The sequence below is a fragment of the Mucilaginibacter corticis genome (assembly GCF_007558865.1).
Classification (GTDB): domain Bacteria; phylum Bacteroidota; class Bacteroidia; order Sphingobacteriales; family Sphingobacteriaceae; genus Mucilaginibacter; species Mucilaginibacter corticis.
Map to the genome: position 1 here is coordinate 1,818,182 of NZ_VLPK01000001.1, position 19,198 is coordinate 1,837,379.

At 44.5% G+C, this 19,198-nt stretch carries 15 protein-coding genes and 1 tRNA gene; 7 read left to right on the top strand and 9 right to left on the bottom strand.

The genetic code is table 11. From position 1 onward, the window contains the following. Positions 1-11: 11 nt before the first annotated feature. Both FO440_RS07910 and FO440_RS07915 read right to left on the bottom strand, forming a co-directional pair. Positions 12-1,325, bottom strand: coding sequence for a metallophosphoesterase family protein (locus FO440_RS07910; RefSeq protein WP_144247651.1), 1,314 nt, complete (start codon positions 1,323-1,325; stop codon positions 12-14). A 33-nt stretch (positions 1,326-1,358) separates the two neighbouring features. Further along, positions 1,359-2,381, bottom strand: a complete 1,023-nt coding sequence (locus FO440_RS07915; protein WP_186292599.1) for a patatin-like phospholipase family protein — start codon at positions 2,379-2,381, stop codon at positions 1,359-1,361. A gap of 161 nt (positions 2,382-2,542) precedes the next feature. On the opposite strand from FO440_RS07915, the gene FO440_RS07920 reads away from it, so the two are divergent. After that, positions 2,543-3,331: a DUF5995 family protein gene (locus tag FO440_RS07920; RefSeq protein WP_144247653.1), complete on the top strand. Its 789-nt coding sequence runs from the start codon at positions 2,543-2,545 to the stop codon at positions 3,329-3,331. On the opposite strand, the gene FO440_RS07925 is transcribed toward FO440_RS07920, so the two are convergent. Then, positions 3,328-3,507, bottom strand: coding sequence for a DUF3606 domain-containing protein (locus tag FO440_RS07925; RefSeq protein ID WP_144247654.1), 180 nt, complete (start codon positions 3,505-3,507; stop codon positions 3,328-3,330). The genes FO440_RS07920 and FO440_RS07925 overlap by 4 nt on opposite strands. Before the next feature lie 178 nt (positions 3,508-3,685). Continuing rightward, positions 3,686-5,689 (bottom strand): PAS domain S-box protein, encoded by a 2,004-nt coding sequence (locus FO440_RS07930; protein WP_144247655.1) that lies wholly within the window; start codon positions 5,687-5,689, stop codon positions 3,686-3,688. A 265-nt stretch (positions 5,690-5,954) separates the two neighbouring features. Here FO440_RS07930 and FO440_RS07935 point away from each other — a divergent pair. Beyond that, positions 5,955-6,028 (top strand) — tRNA-Ala (locus tag FO440_RS07935). Positions 6,029-6,130: 102 nt separating this feature from the next. Here FO440_RS07935 and FO440_RS07940 read toward each other — a convergent pair. Then, positions 6,131-6,682 (bottom strand): hypothetical protein, encoded by a 552-nt coding sequence (locus FO440_RS07940; RefSeq protein WP_144247656.1) that lies wholly within the window; start codon positions 6,680-6,682, stop codon positions 6,131-6,133. A gap of 798 nt (positions 6,683-7,480) precedes the next feature. On the opposite strand from FO440_RS07940, the gene FO440_RS07945 reads away from it, so the two are divergent. Next, entirely contained in the window at positions 7,481-7,909 is a 429-nt protein-coding gene (locus FO440_RS07945; protein ID WP_144247657.1) for a DUF1003 domain-containing protein, read from the top strand. A 46-nt stretch (positions 7,910-7,955) separates the two neighbouring features. Then, the gene (locus FO440_RS07950; RefSeq protein ID WP_144247658.1) at positions 7,956-8,474 is read left to right on the top strand and encodes a hypothetical protein; all 519 of its coding nucleotides are present in this window, start codon (positions 7,956-7,958) and stop codon (positions 8,472-8,474) included. A 26-nt stretch (positions 8,475-8,500) separates the two neighbouring features. Here the strand turns inward: FO440_RS07950 and FO440_RS07955 are convergent, their stop codons facing one another. Together FO440_RS07955 and fucP are read right to left on the bottom strand one after the other, a co-directional pair. After that, positions 8,501-11,038 (bottom strand): alpha-L-rhamnosidase C-terminal domain-containing protein, encoded by a 2,538-nt coding sequence (locus tag FO440_RS07955; RefSeq protein WP_144247659.1) that lies wholly within the window; start codon positions 11,036-11,038, stop codon positions 8,501-8,503. A 263-nt stretch (positions 11,039-11,301) separates the two neighbouring features. Further along, positions 11,302-12,543: an L-fucose:H+ symporter permease gene (fucP, locus tag FO440_RS07960; protein WP_144247660.1), complete on the bottom strand. Its 1,242-nt coding sequence runs from the start codon at positions 12,541-12,543 to the stop codon at positions 11,302-11,304. A gap of 225 nt (positions 12,544-12,768) precedes the next feature. Here fucP and FO440_RS07965 point away from each other — a divergent pair, with 225 nt between their 5' ends. The 3 genes from FO440_RS07965 (at position 12,769) to FO440_RS07975 (ending at position 18,001) form a co-directional block, all read left to right on the top strand. Next, entirely contained in the window at positions 12,769-13,710 is a 942-nt protein-coding gene (locus FO440_RS07965) for a hypothetical protein (protein WP_144247661.1), read from the top strand. A gap of 63 nt (positions 13,711-13,773) precedes the next feature. Continuing rightward, positions 13,774-15,669 carry a GxGYxYP domain-containing protein gene (locus FO440_RS07970; RefSeq protein WP_144247662.1) on the top strand — a complete coding sequence of 632 codons (1,896 nt, stop codon included), beginning with the start codon at positions 13,774-13,776 and terminating at the stop codon, positions 15,667-15,669. Between the two features lie 76 nt (positions 15,670-15,745). Further along, entirely contained in the window at positions 15,746-18,001 is a 2,256-nt protein-coding gene (locus tag FO440_RS07975) for a glycoside hydrolase family 95 protein (protein WP_186292600.1), read from the top strand. A 241-nt stretch (positions 18,002-18,242) separates the two neighbouring features. Here the strand turns inward: FO440_RS07975 and FO440_RS07980 are convergent, their stop codons facing one another. Together FO440_RS07980 and FO440_RS07985 are read right to left on the bottom strand one after the other, a co-directional pair. After that, complete coding sequence (locus tag FO440_RS07980) at positions 18,243-18,554, bottom strand: hypothetical protein (protein ID WP_144247664.1); 312 nt, start codon at positions 18,552-18,554, stop codon at positions 18,243-18,245. Between the two features lie 230 nt (positions 18,555-18,784). Beyond that, positions 18,785-19,144, bottom strand: a complete 360-nt coding sequence (locus FO440_RS07985) for a VOC family protein (protein WP_144247665.1) — start codon at positions 19,142-19,144, stop codon at positions 18,785-18,787. Positions 19,145-19,198: the final 54 nt, after the last annotated feature.

A 19,198-nucleotide genomic window follows, 5' to 3' on the forward strand; every position in this document is an offset into this window, starting at 1 on the left:
ATTGCAAGTAATCAGGGATGCGGTTCTTTGGTGATCGCGTCGCTTAAATAACCGCCGAAAAGGCTTAACTGTAACTCGGCAGGCTGGTCGCCATTAATGGTAAAATCATTGATGGACGTCCCGTTCAACGCACCTGTGGTGTTGTCGATGGTCCATTTTTCTTCCAGCACCTTGCGGCCGGCTTCGCCCAGGTTGTTATCGTCAAAATAACTAATGGTCATGGTGTTGGCCTGCAGCGTCATTATCAGGTAGCCATTATACCCAAGCGGGATGTTGCCGTTAAGCACCTGCCGCCTCCGCGAATCGTACAATACCAGGTTACGGTTCTCGCCGCTGGCAGGGTTATTATTGCGGGGCCGTTTTACGCCGCCGTCGGTGGTGTAAAGTTCAACCGGCATACCGCTGTTGCCAATACAACGCGCAAACAGGTTGCCGCCGTTGCTCATTTTATTTGGCCCGTAAACAGAAAAATAATGCTCATGCCCCCACAGCCAGATAATGTCACGCCCGGCAGGCAACAGCGAAGCAATGTATGCAGCAGGTTTAGGGAACTCCGATTCGAACGCCGAAAAGCATTGGTGATGCGACAGGATAATGATACCCCGGTTATCATCGCTTAGCTTTACCGTGTTTTGCAGCCATGTTTTCTGTTCGGGTGTAAGGTCAAGGTCGGTATTTGGGGTAAGGCCTAATAATCCCGTTAAAGAGTCGTAGCCTGTATCTAAACCTATAATGCGCCAGTATTCGTTCTCTAAAGTAAAAAAGCTGGCTTGTTGTACCTGTGTTGGTGCTTCCTGATCAGGCGCGTAGGCACCCATATAGGGCAGCAGTTGGGTGAAATAGCTTTTGCCGCTCGAGTACATTTCATGATTGCCTATCATGGCGAAGCTGCCGAGTGTTCCGTAGGGCCAGGTACCGCCCTGGTCGGTATTAAAATTTTCGGCTATCTCCTTGTCATTTCCCACATAATAGGTATCACCAAGGTGGATGCTGTAATCCTGGATACCGGCTTGTTTGGCCACCAGTTGCGACTCGGCAGTGTACGATGCCCAATCGCTCAATATCGCTATGCTGACAGGTTCGGTCGACGGTTTGGCTATCTTAAAGATCCCCGTATTGTCGCCGCTGTAAACAGGGTAAGGCTTATACTTTGCCTGGCAAACGCTGCCTACATTTTTTAAAAACCAGGTCAGTTTGTTCTCTTCAACCAGGCCATCCATATTATACAACGGGACAGGCTTTGCAACGCTGTCATTAATAGCACTCAACTGGTTTGATAACGAGGACCGGTTAAGGCCTACCAAGTCACTTTGATTTCTTAGCATCTGATCACGATTAAGTGGTTTATGTCAAGTTTCTTACTCAAATACCACAGGGTCCTCGCCTTGCAGCAATACAGTTATGATGTCATCCATTTCGGCACAGTTTTGCGCGGTATCTGTGCCTACCTGCAGCAGAGCCTGGATATTTTGATCAGAGGCATCGTCCATCTGCGGATTGGCTGTACCCAGGCTTGATGGTTGGATCCGTACATAATTTGCCTGGTGGTTTTGTGCCGAAAACATTTTGATCATGTGGTAATTGGTCACCTCGGCCGCGCCCGACATCATGATATCGATAACCGGTTTTACCCAGCCTATCTCGCCCCAGCCTTTTGCTTTTTCATAACTATATGGCGCATCCTGGCTGCCTGTGCCGATAGATACCACATACATATCCTTGGCAGTAGGGCTACCTACCGAGTTCCTGACCTCAGAATAAGCGCAAAGCGATGGGTTATTGGCAAAAACACCGCCATCTACACAGGCATAGCTTTGACCGCTGATAGAAGTGATCAGTTCTGTTTCAAAATAAGTTGGCGCAGCGGATGTTGAACGTGCCACCTGGCGCACATAAAAATCGGCCACATCACCTTTTAGCTTTTGATCATGCTGGGCAAAAAACTTGGTTTCGCGGTTTTGAATATCGTAGCTGGTAATGATGCAGGGTTTTAGCAACTGGCTCAATTTAATATCACCAAAATATTCCTGGAGGCAGCTCTCAATACCTGCTGCAGCATATTTTTCTTCCACCACACCACCAATTGATCTGAGTTTATGCCAGATAGTAGAATTAAAGATTTTGTCGCCATTTTTTACATAAAGGTCTACCGCTTCCTTGGCCGAGAACCTGGCCTTCTTTGGATCGTCAGCCGATGGGCATAATAAGATACAGGTTAAAATACCACCAGTACTGGTGCCTGCAAAAAAATCGAAGTATTCTGCTATCCGCGCATCCGGATTGCCTGTTTTTTCCTGCAGTTTGGCCTCTAAAGCTACCAGTATTTGTCCCGGAATGATGCCGCGGATACCGCCGCCATCTATCGATAAGATTTTTTTCATTTTTATTATTGGGTGATTGGTTTGAATTGGTTAAAGCGGGTTCACGTTGCCCCCGGCAGAAAGAACGTATTGCTTATGGGGTTGATAAAACCCGCCATAAAGTATTGTGTCTCAATTCAAAGTTAAATAGAATATATATCTTTAGCTATTAAAAAATCATAATGGCCGCAACTACAATTGATGATATTATTACGTCGCTTCAAAATATAATTGCGCAGTGCACTGCCAATAACAGCAGGTTAGGTTACTTCGCTACGTTATATTTAAAAGTTACCCAAAGCGTAAAGGACGGCATAGCTGCGGGGCAGTTTCAGGATGGCCCGAGGATGGAGAAACTGGATGTTGTTTTTGCCAGCAGATATCTGACCGCTTATGAGCAATATCAAAATCATCAGCAGCCTACACAGTCGTGGGCTATAGCTTTTGAGCAGGCCGAGAAATCGTCCATATTGGTTTTGCAGCACCTGCTGTTGGGAATGAATGCCCATATTAATCTTGACCTGGGTATAGCAGCGGTGGAGGTTTGCGGCGATGATCCGCTGACATCTTTACAGCAGGACTTTGATTCTATCAATACCATCATATCCGCGCTAACCAATGAAGTGTTGTTTGAGCTTGGGCAGGTTTCGCCGTTATTATCGCTGCTTGGGTTGCATGCATCTGATAATAATTCGGCGCTTATCCAGTTCAGCATAGGCAATGCCCGCGATGGTGCCTGGTGTTTTGCCGAAGGGCTTATTGCAAAAAAAGGAACTGAATACGATCAATATATTGCCGACAGGGATACTACGATCACCAAATTAGCCAAAAGCCTGATACACGGTACAGGGTTTTTTATGAACGCCACACTTTGGCTGATCCATATTTTTGAAAAGAGAAACCCCGCAGCAGTTATAAAAGTGCTTAATGAGTATCAGAAAAAGAAGATCGTAATAGCTAAAGCTGATTAGTTGCTGTAAACGTGTTTTTTCTCGTTTACCTCAATAATTTTGGCAGAGATACCAACTTCGCCGGTTGACTTTAACTCGTCAGCAGATACACCGTATTTTTTCAACCAATACTCATCATTGTAAGCATCGCGTATTTCCATTACGTCCCGTTGTTGTTTTTTTACGTTATTTTCCATGACTTTACTATTTAAAGAAGATAACAAATCTAAATAGCGCATATAAAGTTATGGTTGGTTTAATGTTAAGTAAATGTTAAGTGCGTTAATTGACTATAAACTGACAATTGTTTTAATAGGTTTTGAAAGGAATATCTAAGATTTTATTTACTCCTGTGTTGGATGTGCTAAATTATTCTCATTTCAGCACCATGATTGATTTATCCGTTATATTTTTAATAACCTCATCAAGTTCGTAAGCCGAGATCAGCAGGTATTCAAGCGCCTCGTCTCTGTCGCTGTCTGTTAACTTTGCATCTTTAATTAGTTGTACAATAGCCATGATCCGTGTAAGCGGGGCACGGATAATATGCGATTGCATCCACGATATTTCTATCAATTTCTCGTTTAACGATTTCAACATTTGTTCTTTCTGATGCTGCTTTGTTATATCCTGCATGGCGCCTACCATACGGGTGGCCTTGCCTCCGGCATTGCGTATAATAACGCTTTTATCAATTACATAGGCGCACGTGCCATCTTGTTTAATGTAGCGGTATTCGTCATGCCAATTAGTTTGCTGACTGTTTATGGCTTTGCCAATACCTTCCAAAACGCGGTCAACATCTTCCGGGTGAATGTGTGCAGCGATGGTTTGCTTGTCGCCGGTACCCGAGCCCTCGTCATAACCAAAAATAGTTTTATAACCTTGCCCCCATGAGATTATTTCGGTTTGCAAATCCCAATCCCAGATAGCGTCGGAAGTAGCTTCGGTTGCATAGACATATTTTTCGTTACTTTCTTTAAGCAATTCCTCGCGTTGAAAGTTTTCTAAAATAACATGTAAAATGCGACACGCTCTTTTAATGGTATTTTCTTCATATTCGCTGGGTGCACGCACCTCGTGAAAGTAATTGGCAAAGGTAGCCATCACATTGCCGCTCTTGTCAAAAATCGGCGCCGACCAGCAAGCCTTCAGGCCGAAACGGGCGGCGAGCTCTCTATAATCGGCCCAACGCGGGTCATTGGCTATATCGGTAACTATCACCTTTTGGCGGGTAAAGGCTGCTGTACCGCAAGAACCTGCGTTGATCCCAATTTTGCAGCCTTCTACGGCATCCAAAAAATCTTTAGGCAAACCCGGTGAAGCCAGCGTGAACATCTGTGAGTTTTTTACCTGTTGCATAGAACATAACATACCGGGATGAATTTCTTCAATGCCCGATAAGTAACTCATCAACACACTATGTCGGTTCGAATCCTGCTTCATGTTTATTTGCAGTACCTTCGTCTCCAGTTTGTCCAGTTTTTGATAGTACAGGCTTTCGGTGATATCGTTTGCTACCACCATCAGAGCATCGGTATTTTTAAATAGAAACCTTGCGCCCCATATTTCAACCTGTAGCTTTGTTTTATCTTTACGCTGATGGATAAACGTGCCCGGATAAATAGTTCCTGCGCCCCAGTCAACCACATTTCTTGCAGCCATTAAATTCGGAATTTCCTCAGGCGGGCGCAGGTCCATGGCCGTCATATTCAAAAACTCTGAGCGCGTGTAACCGTATCGTGTCAGTGCCGCGTCGTTAACATCAAGTATTTTCAGCGTTTTAAAATCATACACCCATTTAGCCAGGGGGCTCGATGTAAAAAGTATCTGATATACCTCTTCAGAGTTTTTTAATTCCTCTTTTGCCTTCATCGTGGCCACCAGGTCGGTGGTTTCATTACAGATCACTAACACGCCTTCCGTTTTGCCTGATTCGCCGTTCACCGGGCTGTAGTTAAACGTACAATACACATCCTCCATTTTACCATTGCGAAAGATCGGGATCAGCTGGTCCACGCTCCAGGTGGCTTCGCCGCCATTCATTACCTGATCAATTAACGGCTTAATTACGGGCCATACCTCGTGCCAGCAATCTTCGCCGCGCTGACCCAAAGCAGTAGGGTGTCTACCGTCTTTATCCAGACTGGGTCTGAAAGCATCGTTATAAAACTGAATAAGTTCAGGCCCCCACCATAAAAACATCGGATATTTGGAATTAACGATGATGCCCAGTGTTGTAAGCAGGCTTTGAGGCCAATCATCGGGGCTGCCTAAAATCGTGTCCTCCCAATCGAAACCGCATATTAGCTGGCCCATCTCTCCGCCGTTTTTTAAGTAACGGTTAAGTAGTTGATATGTGAGGTCGGTTTGTCGCATTTAACAAATTGTGAAATTCGTAGAAATAACATTTAAAGTTAAAAATATAATCCGGCTTTAGTAATTTAAAACATTTGTATTAGTCGTAAAGCGATGGGCTTGATTAAGGGATATATATTTCCTATGTGATTAGATGTAGCCATCTTAAGTTTTTATTATGATTAAATTAACGATCAAACCATTTGCTGATTAATAAATTTTGCTATTTTTGCCGTCCGTTCGCGATAGACAGTACAACTGCTAATCGAAAACTGCCACCTTAAAAGGGGGATTAGCTCAGCTGGCTAGAGCGCTTGCATGGCATGCAAGAGGTCATCGGTTCGACTCCGATATTCTCCACCTGATAATCAGCCACTTGCAAATATTTGTAAGTGGCTTTTTTGTTAAAGGTAATGCCTGACCGACGTTTAATAGCATTCAAAACAATTCATTAATGCAGAGTTATGGAGTGATTGTGGGAGTGTGCTGGCTATCCACATTGTTATTTTCTGCGATTAGCGTTCTTCGCCACGTCCTTTTTTTCAACGTTATCACTACTTCAAATTTAATCGCAACAATTTCTGGGTTGTTAACTGAAAGTTCATAACTTAAACTAGTTAATGTTTTTGCCCTTAATACGTGGTTCATATGTTTGCCAGAGTCATTGATCCGGCCTTTTCCATCTTTAATAAAGTACCTAGTCTTTTCAATGACTTCAGGAATATAAAAAACGTTTACATAGACTGTAGGGTTATAAACAGTGTAATCGCCAATATTTTTGATTTCTATGTCGAGAAAATGCCTTTTATTCGTACCGCTTAACCTAATCATTTTATGTTTTATCTGAAATTCAATTTTAGAAAGAAAAAGGTGTCCCTTGAAAAATCTCAGATAAGCGGCTATTGCTCCCGTGATGATAATCAACAACTTACTAATTTCCAAGAGAAAGCTTACGGTTTGCTTATTATTGGTAAGCATTACTTCATTTAATATGTTAGCCTTTAATAAGGCCACGATACCCAAAACAATTACAACAAGAATGATTGTAAATGTTATAGGGTCTAAAACAGCTTCTATTAAATTACAGGTAGTTAGTACTCATTTAAGTTTCATCAGACAGGCTATGTCGCCGGAACATTCAAATGTTTCGTTTCTGTAAAAGCACCTAGTTTTCTTTAAATAAAGTTCGGTCATGGAAAGACTGGTATGGCGGTTTGCTTTCATAATTTGAGCCAACGTCCAACCGCTGTTGTGTTTTTTGATATTACTCGTATGTTTAAATGAATACAAATCGTAACCCTTGTTTTGAAGTTTTTCGCTATCCTTCAAATATGGATTTTCTAGCGATTCTTTCTAATCTATATTTTTAAAAGAGGTGATTAATATGGTGTATTTATTCCAACCTGAAGTTCGCCAACTATATTGGTGGTAGAACCTACTAAAAAATGTTCAGGATTACAATTTGCTAAATCCAACTTCTCTAATTCTTTCATGAAATTTTCTACAAATTCCACAGTTTGGCTTTTTACATTCGTGGTGCTTTTCTTTACTGATGCTCTTATAGTAATTATCCCTTTCTTTAAGTCTATATCCTTGACTTTTAATCCCCGAATCTCACCAGGTCTACCCGGGATATTGATTTTTTAGATAATTGGTATTTGTATACAAGGGATTGCCTCAAAAGGGGCAGCCCCTTGTTATTTAATAACTTAACATACCAGGGCAAACATTCTATAGCGCTTTTTATATATTTACGGACATAGAACACCTTATTGTTAAATACCCCGATCATTTAAAATCATCTCTCTTAAAATGGAAAATCACAGAAAAGTAAGTATTAAAAACTGGTATAAAAAGCATATTGAATCCAGCGATTTTGGCGAGCGTTTGGCCGATTCGGTTGCCAGTGGCATGGGCTCGTGGCGGTTCATTATTATCCAAACGCTAATAGTAGCGGCTTGGATGGTGTTAAATGTTGTGGCCTATACGCAGCATTGGGACCCATACCCTTATATTCTGCTCAACCTGCTTTTTTCTACACAGGCAGCCTATGCGGCACCGATTATTATGATGGCGCAAAACCGCCAAAGCGACCGCGACCGTGCCCAGGCCGACGAAGATTTCAGGACAAATGTGGAAGCCAAAAAAGAGATTGAGGAGCTCCAAATAAAACTAAATGCCATTGAAATTGATAAACTGGATAAAATCCTGGCCTTGCTTGAAAAAATGGATAAAAAATAAAACGGTAATAAATAGTACCGATATTTATTAATTTAAATGTTGTGATATGTATCTAACCAAATTTGCATTAGTGTCATGGCTTATAATTACAAATTTTGGCCATATATCAATCGGGTATAAAACAAACCAGGTTACAATTACCCCGGCCAAACTGTTTACCCAGTCAGAGGCCGACAAAATCATGGGTTCTGCTACGCATTTAACAGACAGTGTTTCAAAAAAAGAGGCGTTGCAATCTTCGTATTTATGTGGTTACAAAGCGGACAGTAAAGATCAGAAAACCGGCAAAATTGGAACGGTTTACTTTTTGTTTGAAGCATATAATGATATTGCAGGTGCCAAAAAAAGATTTTCGGATGTCTATCTTTCTAATCGCGCTAACGGGGCACAGGCTGTTGATCATTTAGGCGATGAAGCGCTTTACCATACCGACAATCAAAATTTTGACCTGATGATGGTGCGAAAAGGAAAGTATGTATTTAACATAAAAATCAATACCAGGACAAGTACAAGCAGCCTTGCTGAGTTGAAAATCGTTGTGAAAAAGATCACCGATCATATTTAAGTAAAACCAGTTTCTTTATGTACAGATCACTTATCCTTATCAAAAAATATCCCGCTTAATACCGCCTTACTATTTGGCGACATATTGATCCTGAATTTAACCGGTCCGTTATAGGCATAGGTTAGGTACACACCTCCTGTGCAGCTCTTAATCATCTTTGCAGGCGCTATTATATTTGATGTTTCAGCATCAAACATTTCAACTTCAATAGGTTTTGTTGTGTTGTCCCAATCCAGGAAATAGAGCGATACCCGGTAATTATGTTCGCCTTTTACGGCGATGGTTGACGTGAAAGTGTAACCTATCTGATCGCCGTCCATGGCATATAAACCGGCAGCCGTTCTGGGGTAGCCGTTGGTAGGGTCGGGGGCCAATGCCCGGCGGTCGTTAGTTTTTGAAGCGTTGGTCAGGTTAAGCGGCAGGCCGTTGCCTTTTACCTTGTAGTAGTTTACAGAAGTAACATACGGTGGTAAGGCCGTTTTGTCCTTCCCGTCGCCATTATAGTTGCACAACACATAACCATCCTTGCCGTAAATGCCTCCCCAATTGCCGCCGGTTTTTGAATCCATACTTATGTATTTAGCAGCATAAGACGCAAAGGGTTCAATATATTTAGGCGTAGCGCCATTGTAATCGACAACAAACTTATACTTGCCGGGTTGCGCACCGGTGAGGTAAACAAAATCAGCGTCCTCGCTGGCCCCGCCAAAACTATCAATTGGGTGGTACCTGCCATCCCATAACAACACCCCATTTACTTTTATACTGCGGATGTTTTTCTCCACCTTCGGAATGCCGATCCGGCCGATTGTGCCTGTCGGTACAGATATACTACATATCCCGGTAGCAACATTAAAGTCCGCACTGATATCACCATACAGTGTATGCGTTTTGCCAGAAACATAAGTAAGCGTGCGACCCAAATGCGGTAATATGTTAAACGTAGTGAAACCGGGCGAGGTGGGCTTTATACCCAGTACTTCTTCACTTAGCCATTTGGTTACACCTGCGCCCCAGGGATGACACAGGCTGGTAAAGCCGCACTGATTGGTAGGCACAGGCCCGTTCGTGCCAACCATCGCGTTCCATGACGGGCGGTAATCTTCAAAAAAGGTAGTGCCCCCATATTTTATCTGCCCGCCCCACAGATCTCGGATCGAGATTAAAGCATCGTCATATTTATTCATCAACGCAAACGCCTGAATCACAAAATATTCATTAAATGGCGAGTAAGAGATGCGGTTCACCTTATCGGTAAAGCTCTTGGCATAGATCGCTTTCTTCTCATCAATATTTAGAAGTCCCGTAGTCACTGCATCAGCGCCCGCGTGCAGGCCGAAGTCTTTATACCAGGCTGCATCTTTCTTCAGGTTGGCCATTTCTTCGGTAGCGTATTTATTGTATTTGTCTTGCAGATCTGCCCGGCCGCAAGCAGCCATGGCCGCAGCAAACTCTTTCCACGCACGGATGGAGAGCATTTTGTAAGCGTTCTGCGGTTCGGGCAGATTGGGGTGTTCAAACCCTGCGCCCAAGCGTTCATCCCAGCCATAGTATTCAAGGTTGGGATTGGTGTCGTAAACTTTATAAGCGTCGTCCAGTTTAGCGCAGGCATTATCGGTATACTTTTTTAGGGTTAGCGAGTCACCGGTATATTTGTAGTAATCTACCAGGCTCAGCACCCAATAAAGCGCATAACTCCTGATACCATTACTTTGGCCCGATGTATAATCGATGTTCTTCTTCACAAAATCATAATTAGCAAATGCCACCATTGATGCAGCCTGCGCGGGGTGGGCATCGCCCGTCCAAGAGAACCTGTCGCCGCGGTTCATCAGTATCGCGCCTAAATAATCTTTAAGCAGGTTTAGTTTCACGGTGTACGCGCCGGTATACCAGATCCGCGTCAACAGTGTATCGCTGCATGAAAAGCTGCCTTTATAGTTAGTGGGCCTTACCTGGCAAACCAAACGCACGGCAGTGATATGCCAGGTCTTAGAAAATGACCGCATATGGATCCAGCCAAACCGTACGCCTTCATACAGGTCAGGATTCAATTCAAGCCGATACGTATTGCCATGTTTTTTGGGCGATAACGTTTTGGGCGGATAGTTTGACGAATAGTTGGGTGGCTGGTTATATTCGCTGATACTCATTTGTACACTGTCCTGCAGATCAGGGCTGTCAAATTCAAGCAAGGCCGCATTGGTTTGGCCGAAATCGAAACGGATATCGCCCTTGCCGTTTACTACTATAGTGCCGGTCTTTTTAAAACCGCTCATATTAAAGCTATGCGGATTTGATACCGACCAACTGACCGGCGATAAAGTATAGCTTTCTAACCCATCGGTAGCCTTTGGGCCGGCCCAGGTATAATTGAAGATCGGGTCTGGCGAGTGCGGGTTTAATTGCCCGGCCTTTTTAGCAGAGATAGGCGGATAACCGGTGATCTGCGCATACGCCTGCTGCCAGCCGAATCCTGATAACAGGACAAGGATCAGACAAAAAGCACGTTTGAGACTTGCTTTTGCATACAGGTGTCCGAACGCACGTGCCAGGTAATTCATGAATAAATAATTAAGGCGGTTATACAAAGGTCTTGCTAACGAAAATACATGCTTACGTGCAGTAATGTATGATTAGATATATTCTATTTTTTGTACTTTTTGATATTTAATATCGCAGCCATACTAAAACTTAGCTTAGAGATATAGGTCGCGTTTTGTTGAACACATTCCGGTATTTGTTGGTGACAACACCAACAATGTCAAAAACAAAAGAACCCGGACCAAACTGGCCCGGGTTCTTGGTTATGAATGCTTTAAATCGATTATCGTTTAGCTGTTTTAACCTTATAAAACTTAAAGCCGAATAAAAAGATCACCGCGTAGCAAATAATTGGCAGGTAATATGCCTGTGCCACATTGTGGTTAGCAACCTGTCCCATAACGAAAGGGAATAAAGCGCCGCCCACAACACCCATCGCGATAAACGATGATGCTTGTTGCGTATGGCTGCCCAGGTTCTTTAGTCCTAAACTAAAGATGGTTGGGAACATGATGCTGAAGAAGAAGTTGATCATCAGCAATGCGATGTATGATGGCCAGCCCAGGTGTTGTGCAACTATGATACACATCAATATATTGCCGCCTGCAAAAATGGTTAACAGTTTATTAGGCGCTATTATCGTCATTAACGAAGTGCCTACAATACGGCCCAATAACATCATGCCCATAAACAAGCTCATAAAGTATCCTGCTTTTTCATCGCTAAAGTGCATAATATTTACACCATAGTTAATAAAGTAGGCCCAGGTACCTGCTTGTGCAGCCACGTTAAAAAACTGCGCAACGCAGGCCCAAACAAAATGGCTATGTTGAAATAAACCCTTTTGCGGGGCGACGTCAACATTTAATGCTTCCGGATCATTTGACTCGGCAGCCGCATGAGGATCAACCAATGCCGGGATCTTTAAAAATGCAAACACAAGAGCCAGCAGCAATACAACAATGCCAATAGCTACATATAAAGTTTTTACCGATGTAAGGTCGGTTGATTTAACCGTATCGCCGCTCAACAAGAAAAATGCGCCGATAGTTGGGCCGATGATAGTACCAACCGCGTTAAATGTTTGCGCGAAGTTTACACGCAGGTCGCTTTTACGTTGGTCGCCCAATGCAGCTGCAAAAGGGTGTGCAACGGTTTCAAGCGTAGCCATGCCGCAACCTACTATAAATAAGGCTATCCTGAAAAAGGTGAACGAAGCCGCGTTGGCTGCGGGCACAAACAGAAACAAACCAAGTGCAAATAAAACCAGGCCTAAAATTACGCCGGCTTTATAGCCAAATTTTTTCATGAAGAAACCTGCGGGGTAACTCATGATAAAGTAAGCGCCAAATACAGAGAACTGGATCAATCCGGAATCTGCTATTGAAAGATTTAATACGTTTTGAAAGTGTTTGTTTAATACATCACTCATAGAGTGCAGTACACCCCACATCAGGAATAGCGAGGTGACAAAAATAAAGGTGACGACGAATTTCTTCTCGGTAAAAGCTGCTTTTTGGCTCATTTGTTTGATTGTTAATTTATATTGGCCGCAACATTCTTGCTGCAGCTTAGTGCATTACTAAATATTATAAAATCTGTTTAATAGCTTAATTGGTTAGTATACTTGCGGGTTGGCAATTATTTTTATTGTAGCCAAAAAAACAAATTTTATCCGTCAAATCATAATTATTGCGGTATTAATACCATTTTTATTGTTTATGATCAAAATGGAAACAGTCAACCCTTTATGAGAAATATTCTTTATATTTTGTTGATGCTTATTTGTTTGGGATGCTCGGCCGGAAAAGTAAGCCGGTCAAATCAGCAAGTAGCGGTAATTACTGATCCTGCTTTTGCAAATGGTATTAGCGTTATCGGTAGTAATTCATCACAACCCAATGTTACAGATACCATCTATCCGTTTGGCAAAACTAAAGGCAAACCATCATGGCGCGTGGTGCAATGGGCAAGCCGTTTTGTTTTAGGTGGTGATAAACCTGTTGTAGATCATGATACGGTTATATACCAGAATGCCGGTAAGCGGATAACCTTTCTGAAAAAAGGCAGGCACACCATCATCGGCTTAGAAGTTAAAGGCTCGGCCGAATATACCTCACCACGAAAAAATAACCAGAGCTGGCCGCATTTATTACTTGAACAGCAGTACGCCACACCCATCGAGCTAAGCCATGTACAGCATCTTAACTATAGCATACAGGCAAAACTACTTTATGCTATTGATCATTTAGGCGATGCCTATAACCCAGGCCTGCATACAGCACAAATTACCCTGTTTATGTCCATACAGAATTTAAATCCAAGTTCGGCAGGGTATAGGGATTACTTTTGGTTTGGCTTGCCTTTGTATGATTATCGCTACCCTGAAATTGCGCCTTACGGTGCCCAGGATATGGGAAAAGACGATGCAACAAAGAAATTTATATCCGCTGTAAGCAGTGCAGAACTGTATGCCGGTACTATGCACAATAAGCAATGGATAGCTATTAACAAGGATGTTTACCCCATGCTTGTAAAAGCTTTTAATACCGCGCAGCAACGTGGTTTTTTAAAAGGGAGCAAATTAAGCGATATGGCTATAGGCGAGATGAATGTGGGCTGGGAAATTCCGGGGACGTACGATGCGGGCATCCTGATAAAAGATCTGAAGCTTACAGCAGGTTTAAAATAGCGGCATGGCGTATAATTACTTACAAATACTACATTTGTTGATAACCAATTATATGATCTACTGATGAAAAAGAGCTTGCTTGTTATGGCGCTGATTGCCATTAGCTTTAATTCTATTTTCGCACAGCCAAAAAAGCTGCCGCCAGTTGGCATGATAGACCTGGGTTTTACCCTTCAATTTAAACAGGGCGATCAGCAGTCTATCAACAACGCCTGGGATTATACCCACACCGTGGCTTCGTTGCAAGGTATTGTAAACCGTACCGTACCGCAATTGTATGTCTTCCTGGTAAAAAACGGAAATGCCGATATCGACCGTTATTGGTGGAACAAGTACCGCGCGCCCGGCAAGTGGCTCAGCAAGCGCGACACCATAGTTTATAAAAACGTGGTAGACCTGATATCCGCTTACAAAAACAAGATCAAAGGCGCTGTGGTGTATGATCCTAACGTACCTGCCACCAGCAACGTAGCTTCATCTATCGCCGGGGGGGACGACCTGATCGTGATCCGTTATGATACCAACCCAAACAGTCTTTATTCACAGATCATAACCGGCGGGCCAAAGATCCCGGTGCGGGTAAGCCTGATCAATGCTGATGGCTCGTCGTTGTTTACGGGTAAAGGCACTATCCCCGGAACCGGCCGTGCATCAAGCGGATCTGCCAAGAATGATGCCTACCTATGGTTTTTAGAGAAGTACATGAAACCGGGTAAGGTCAACACCAAATACGGCGCTTATTATATCGATCAGCAATGGTTAAAGGATCCCTTTCTGGCTAACCCTAATCACCATACGCTGTCAAACCATGACTTTTTCATCAGCCGCAAAGGTTTCTTTTTCGACCTAAGCCCCTGGGTCGACGAAGCCGCTACCGACGACCCAACGCAAAAGCCCGGCACCGATGCTAATACGCTTAAAGAGATCCTGCTTACCGCTTACAATCAAAACAAAGGCAAAGATTATACTTACCTGGGCGGCTTCCCGCCGTGGGCATTTAAATATACCCAACACGCCAAAGGCCGGCACGAGGATGTAGCGACCGAGTGGGAGTATTCTCGCATTATCAGCGCCTATAATGCCTTTAAAGATGCCGATGCCATTGGTTACGGCGCACTGGCAAATGCCTCGTTCTGGCAGCACTTCCCGCTCAAGAAGGAGTATAAACAAAACTGGGTAACCCCTGCTGAACTACAGAAGAAAGGCTATCTGACCGCCGATGACAAGATAGATTATAAAGGCCGCAACTTCGTGGTATTTTATGTGGGCGATTATGATGCATCGTCGTGGGTATCGCAAACTACACCTACCTTATGGGATGATGAAAACCGTGGTAAAGTGCCCATGATGTGGTGCATCAGCCCGGTACTGGCAGAGCGTGTGCCTATGGCTTTGGACTATCGCCGTGAAACCGCCAGCCCGAATGATTACTTCGCTGCCGCGGATAACGGGGCCGGCTACCTGATGCCGGGTATGCTGCAGGCCCCGAGGCCATTGTCAGGTCTGCCCGATGGGCTGGATGCCTGGGTGGCGCATAACAAACCATACTACAAACAATGGGGGCTAACCATAACCGGTTTCATTATTGACGGGCAGGCACCACCGCTTAACCAGCACGGGCTTGATGCCTATGCCGCTTTTAGCCCCAACGGTATTGTGCCGCAAAAGGTACCGCTTACCCTGCTGCATGGCGATATGCCGGTGATCCGGTCGGATGCGGATGTGAACGAGGACCCGGCAGAGGCCGCTAAGATCATTTACAATCGCATCCATGACAGGAAGATCCCGTTCCACTGGTTCAGGAATATATTGAAAAGCCCGTCATGGTATGTGCAGGTAGTGGCCGAGCTAAAGAAGCTTGACCCTAAAATTGAATTGCTTACCGCGCCGGATTTCTTTGAGTTATACCGTATCTACCTTAAAGCAAACCCGGATGCCGCGCAGGGCAAAATAAAGTAATGAAATGCCCGAAAAGTTGATTAATCCAAAATCGTATTGGGTTAGTTTTGAAGCACCATTATATCAACTTACAAACATGAAACTATTCAACATTAAGTTCATCAGTATAGGTATGGCCCTGCTGCTTTGTCTGATCCAAACAGAACGGACAGCGGCACAAAAGATGTGGGACAACCGCCCCGCCAAAGAATGGATGACCGATGCTTATCCCATAGGTAACGGCCGAATAGGCGGGATGGTTTTTGGCGGTATTGACCATGAACGGATCCAGTTTAATGATAACACGCTCTGGACAGGCGATGAGCATGACCGTGGCGCTTACCAAGCTTTCGGTAACCTGCTTATTGACTTTAGCGGGGCCGATACCAAAGACGTTCCGGCTGATTACCGCCGCGAGCTCGATCTCTCAAGATCTGTCAGCGAGATTAGCTACACTAAGGACGGTGTGAAATACAAGCGCGAATACTTTTGCAGCTTCCCCGATAAGGTAATGGTTTTAAGGTTTACCGCAAGTAAAAAGGGTGCTCTATCAGGTGTGCTGCACTTAACCGATGAGCATGGCACCCAGCCATCAGTTAACGGCGACCGCATACAGTTTGCCGGGAAGTTAAATAACGGTATGGCTTACCAGGCCACCGCGCTGGTAAAGTTGGAGAACGGTAAAAGCGCTACCGAAGCCGATCCTAAAGGCGGACAGCAGATAAAGATAACTGATGCGGATGCCATCACCATATTGTTTACCGGTGCTACCGACTTTAACAACAACCGCGCTACAAACTGGCGCGGCGAAGCACCCGCTACCAAAATAGAAAAGGTTTTAAAAGAAGCTTCGGCCAAGCCATATGCTGTCTTGCTGAAAGACCATATTGCCGATTACCAAAGCCTGTTTGGCCGTGTGCATTTAAACCTGGGCACAACACCGGCTGCAGCCATGGCTCTGCCGACCAACCAGCGGCTGGTTAATTATAAGAAGACGTTCGACCCGGAGTTAGAGGCCTTGATCTTCCAGTACGGCAGGTACCTGTTGATCAGCTCTTCAAGAAAGGGCGGCCTGCCTGCAAACCTGCAGGGCTTGTGGAACGAAAGCAACAACCCGCCATGGGGTGGCGACTACCATACCAACATCAACATACAGATGAACTACTGGCCGGTGGAGTCAACCAACCTGTCTGAATGCGCTTACCCGTATCTTGACCATATCAACGCGATACGTGAGATCAGGAAGATCAACACCCAAAAGGAGTACCCGGGCGTGCGCGGCTGGACCTTGCGGACTGAAAGCAACCCCATGGGCGGCGAAAGCTACTTGTGGAACACCCCCGGCAGCGCGTGGTACGCGCAGGCGCTTTGGGAACACTACGCCTTTACCAAAGACACCAAATACCTGAAGGACTTTGCTTACCCCATCATCAAGGAGATCTCTGAGTTTTGGGACGACCACTTAAAGCACCGGGCAGACGGTACACTGGTATCGCCGATGGGCTGGTCGCCGGAGCATGGGCCTACAGAGGATGGCGTGACCTATGACCAAATGATCGTGTATGACCTGTTCACCAATTACATTGAGTCGGCGGATATATTGGGGATCGACAAGGCTTACCGCGACCATATTGCCGACCTAAAAGATCACCTGCTTAAGCCTAAGATAGGCAAGTGGGGTCAGCTGCAGGAATGGGAAACTGATCGAGACGACCCGAAAGATACGCACCGGCACGCATCGCATTTGTTTGGCTTGCACCCTGGTAGGCAGATCAGCACCATAAAGACGCCGGAGCTGGCCAATGCGGCAAAGGTTAGCTTGCTGGCACGCGGCGATATCTCGACAGGCTGGTCAATGGCGTGGAAGATCAACTTCTGGGCCCGCCTGCAGGACGGCAACCATGCGCATACCATTATTAGCAACTTTATAACCCCGGTTGGCGGCAACGGGATAGACTATAACAACGGCGGCGGTATCTACGCCAACCTGTTATGCGCGCACCCGCCGTTCCAGATTGACGGCAACTTTGGCTATACCGCCGGCATTGCAGAGATGCTATTACAAAGCCAGACCGACGAGATCCAGCTATTGCCTGCTCTGCCAAGGGCATGGGCCACCGGCAGTGTGCAAGGCCTAATGGCCCGTGGCGACTTTGAGGTTACCGACATGCAGTGGAAAGACGGCAAGCTTACCAAACTAACCATCAGATCAAAAGCAGGGGGCGAGTGTAAACTCAGGGCCTTAAGCGCGTTGAAACCCGCAGCGGCAGGCGTTACAGCTACCAAAGCCAACGAAGGCTTCAAATACAGCTTTAAAACAGAGGCGGGTAAAAGCTACAGCTTTACCAATTAGGCACTCGTCGCAGACGAGCGCAAGCTGACATAACGGTGTGCCAAATTGAATGTGTCCTGATGATACACTTTGGTACACTGTTTTTTATAACCTGCTTAAAATAAGGTAGTTGATTTTGTGAATCTGATTTCATGATACAGTTTGGCACACTTTTCATGACTTTTGCGTCATTTTTTGGGTGGCTGTTTCCTGACAATATGATGTCACCAATAATGTCACCGGATATTTTAGCTGATCCAATTCAGATTGAAAACCAAAGAGCGATAGGCATTATAATAGCAAGTAACAGCCACCAATAAAATTTCTTTGGGCCTTTATCAAAACAGGAAAAGATTAAAATTATGCTGGCAAATAAAATCGCCGTGAAGGAAAGAAAAAGTATACCATACATAACTCCTTCGCCCCAGGCTAATTTTTCGCCCCCATGTATTTGAGGGAGCGCTCGCGTAAACCGCCATTTTGCAATAATAACCAAATACGCAAAGCTAATGTAAAGTAAGTAGATAGCTATCGAGATAGGATGCCGCTTAACAATTTGCCAAAATATTTTCATAGCGCTTATATTAATCTTTAATACAGATCGCTTAATAAAGTAACCCTGTATTATAGGTATTTGGTCTCAGCAGGAGAGTCCTTAAGTTTGCTTTCACATGACCCCACTCGCGCTGATTTATAATCAGTGCTTAATATGGCGCAGCAATTATATCGCGTCACAGACGCTAAACAAGTTAAGCATTACTTACAGACGGGCGCAAAGTGGATCTATAGCTTTCAAAATCGACTTCACGCATCTCCATGCAAACTGATCCTATTACCGTCAGGATCAATCACAGCGGCGAATAGCCCCCACGGAGTTTTTTCGGCAGGCCCTGCGGCTATCCCTTTTTCAGCCAGGTCACTTATATCTTTGTGGATATCGTCTGTTTTAATTACAAAACCGTTAATACAGCCGGCCGGCATATTTTCAAACCACGTTACCAGTGTAATACTTGGGGTTTTGCTGCCGGGCAGGCAGAGCTGTATCCATTTTTTATCACCCTCAAAAGGCGCCTCAACTACTATTTCAAAACCTAAAGCCAGGTAAAATGCTTTGGCGCGCGCCTGGTCTGTAACCGGAATGGAAATAATCTCTATTGATTTCATAACAATGCGTTCTTTAAACTAATTTAAAGATAAAAACGGAATATTAAATATTGA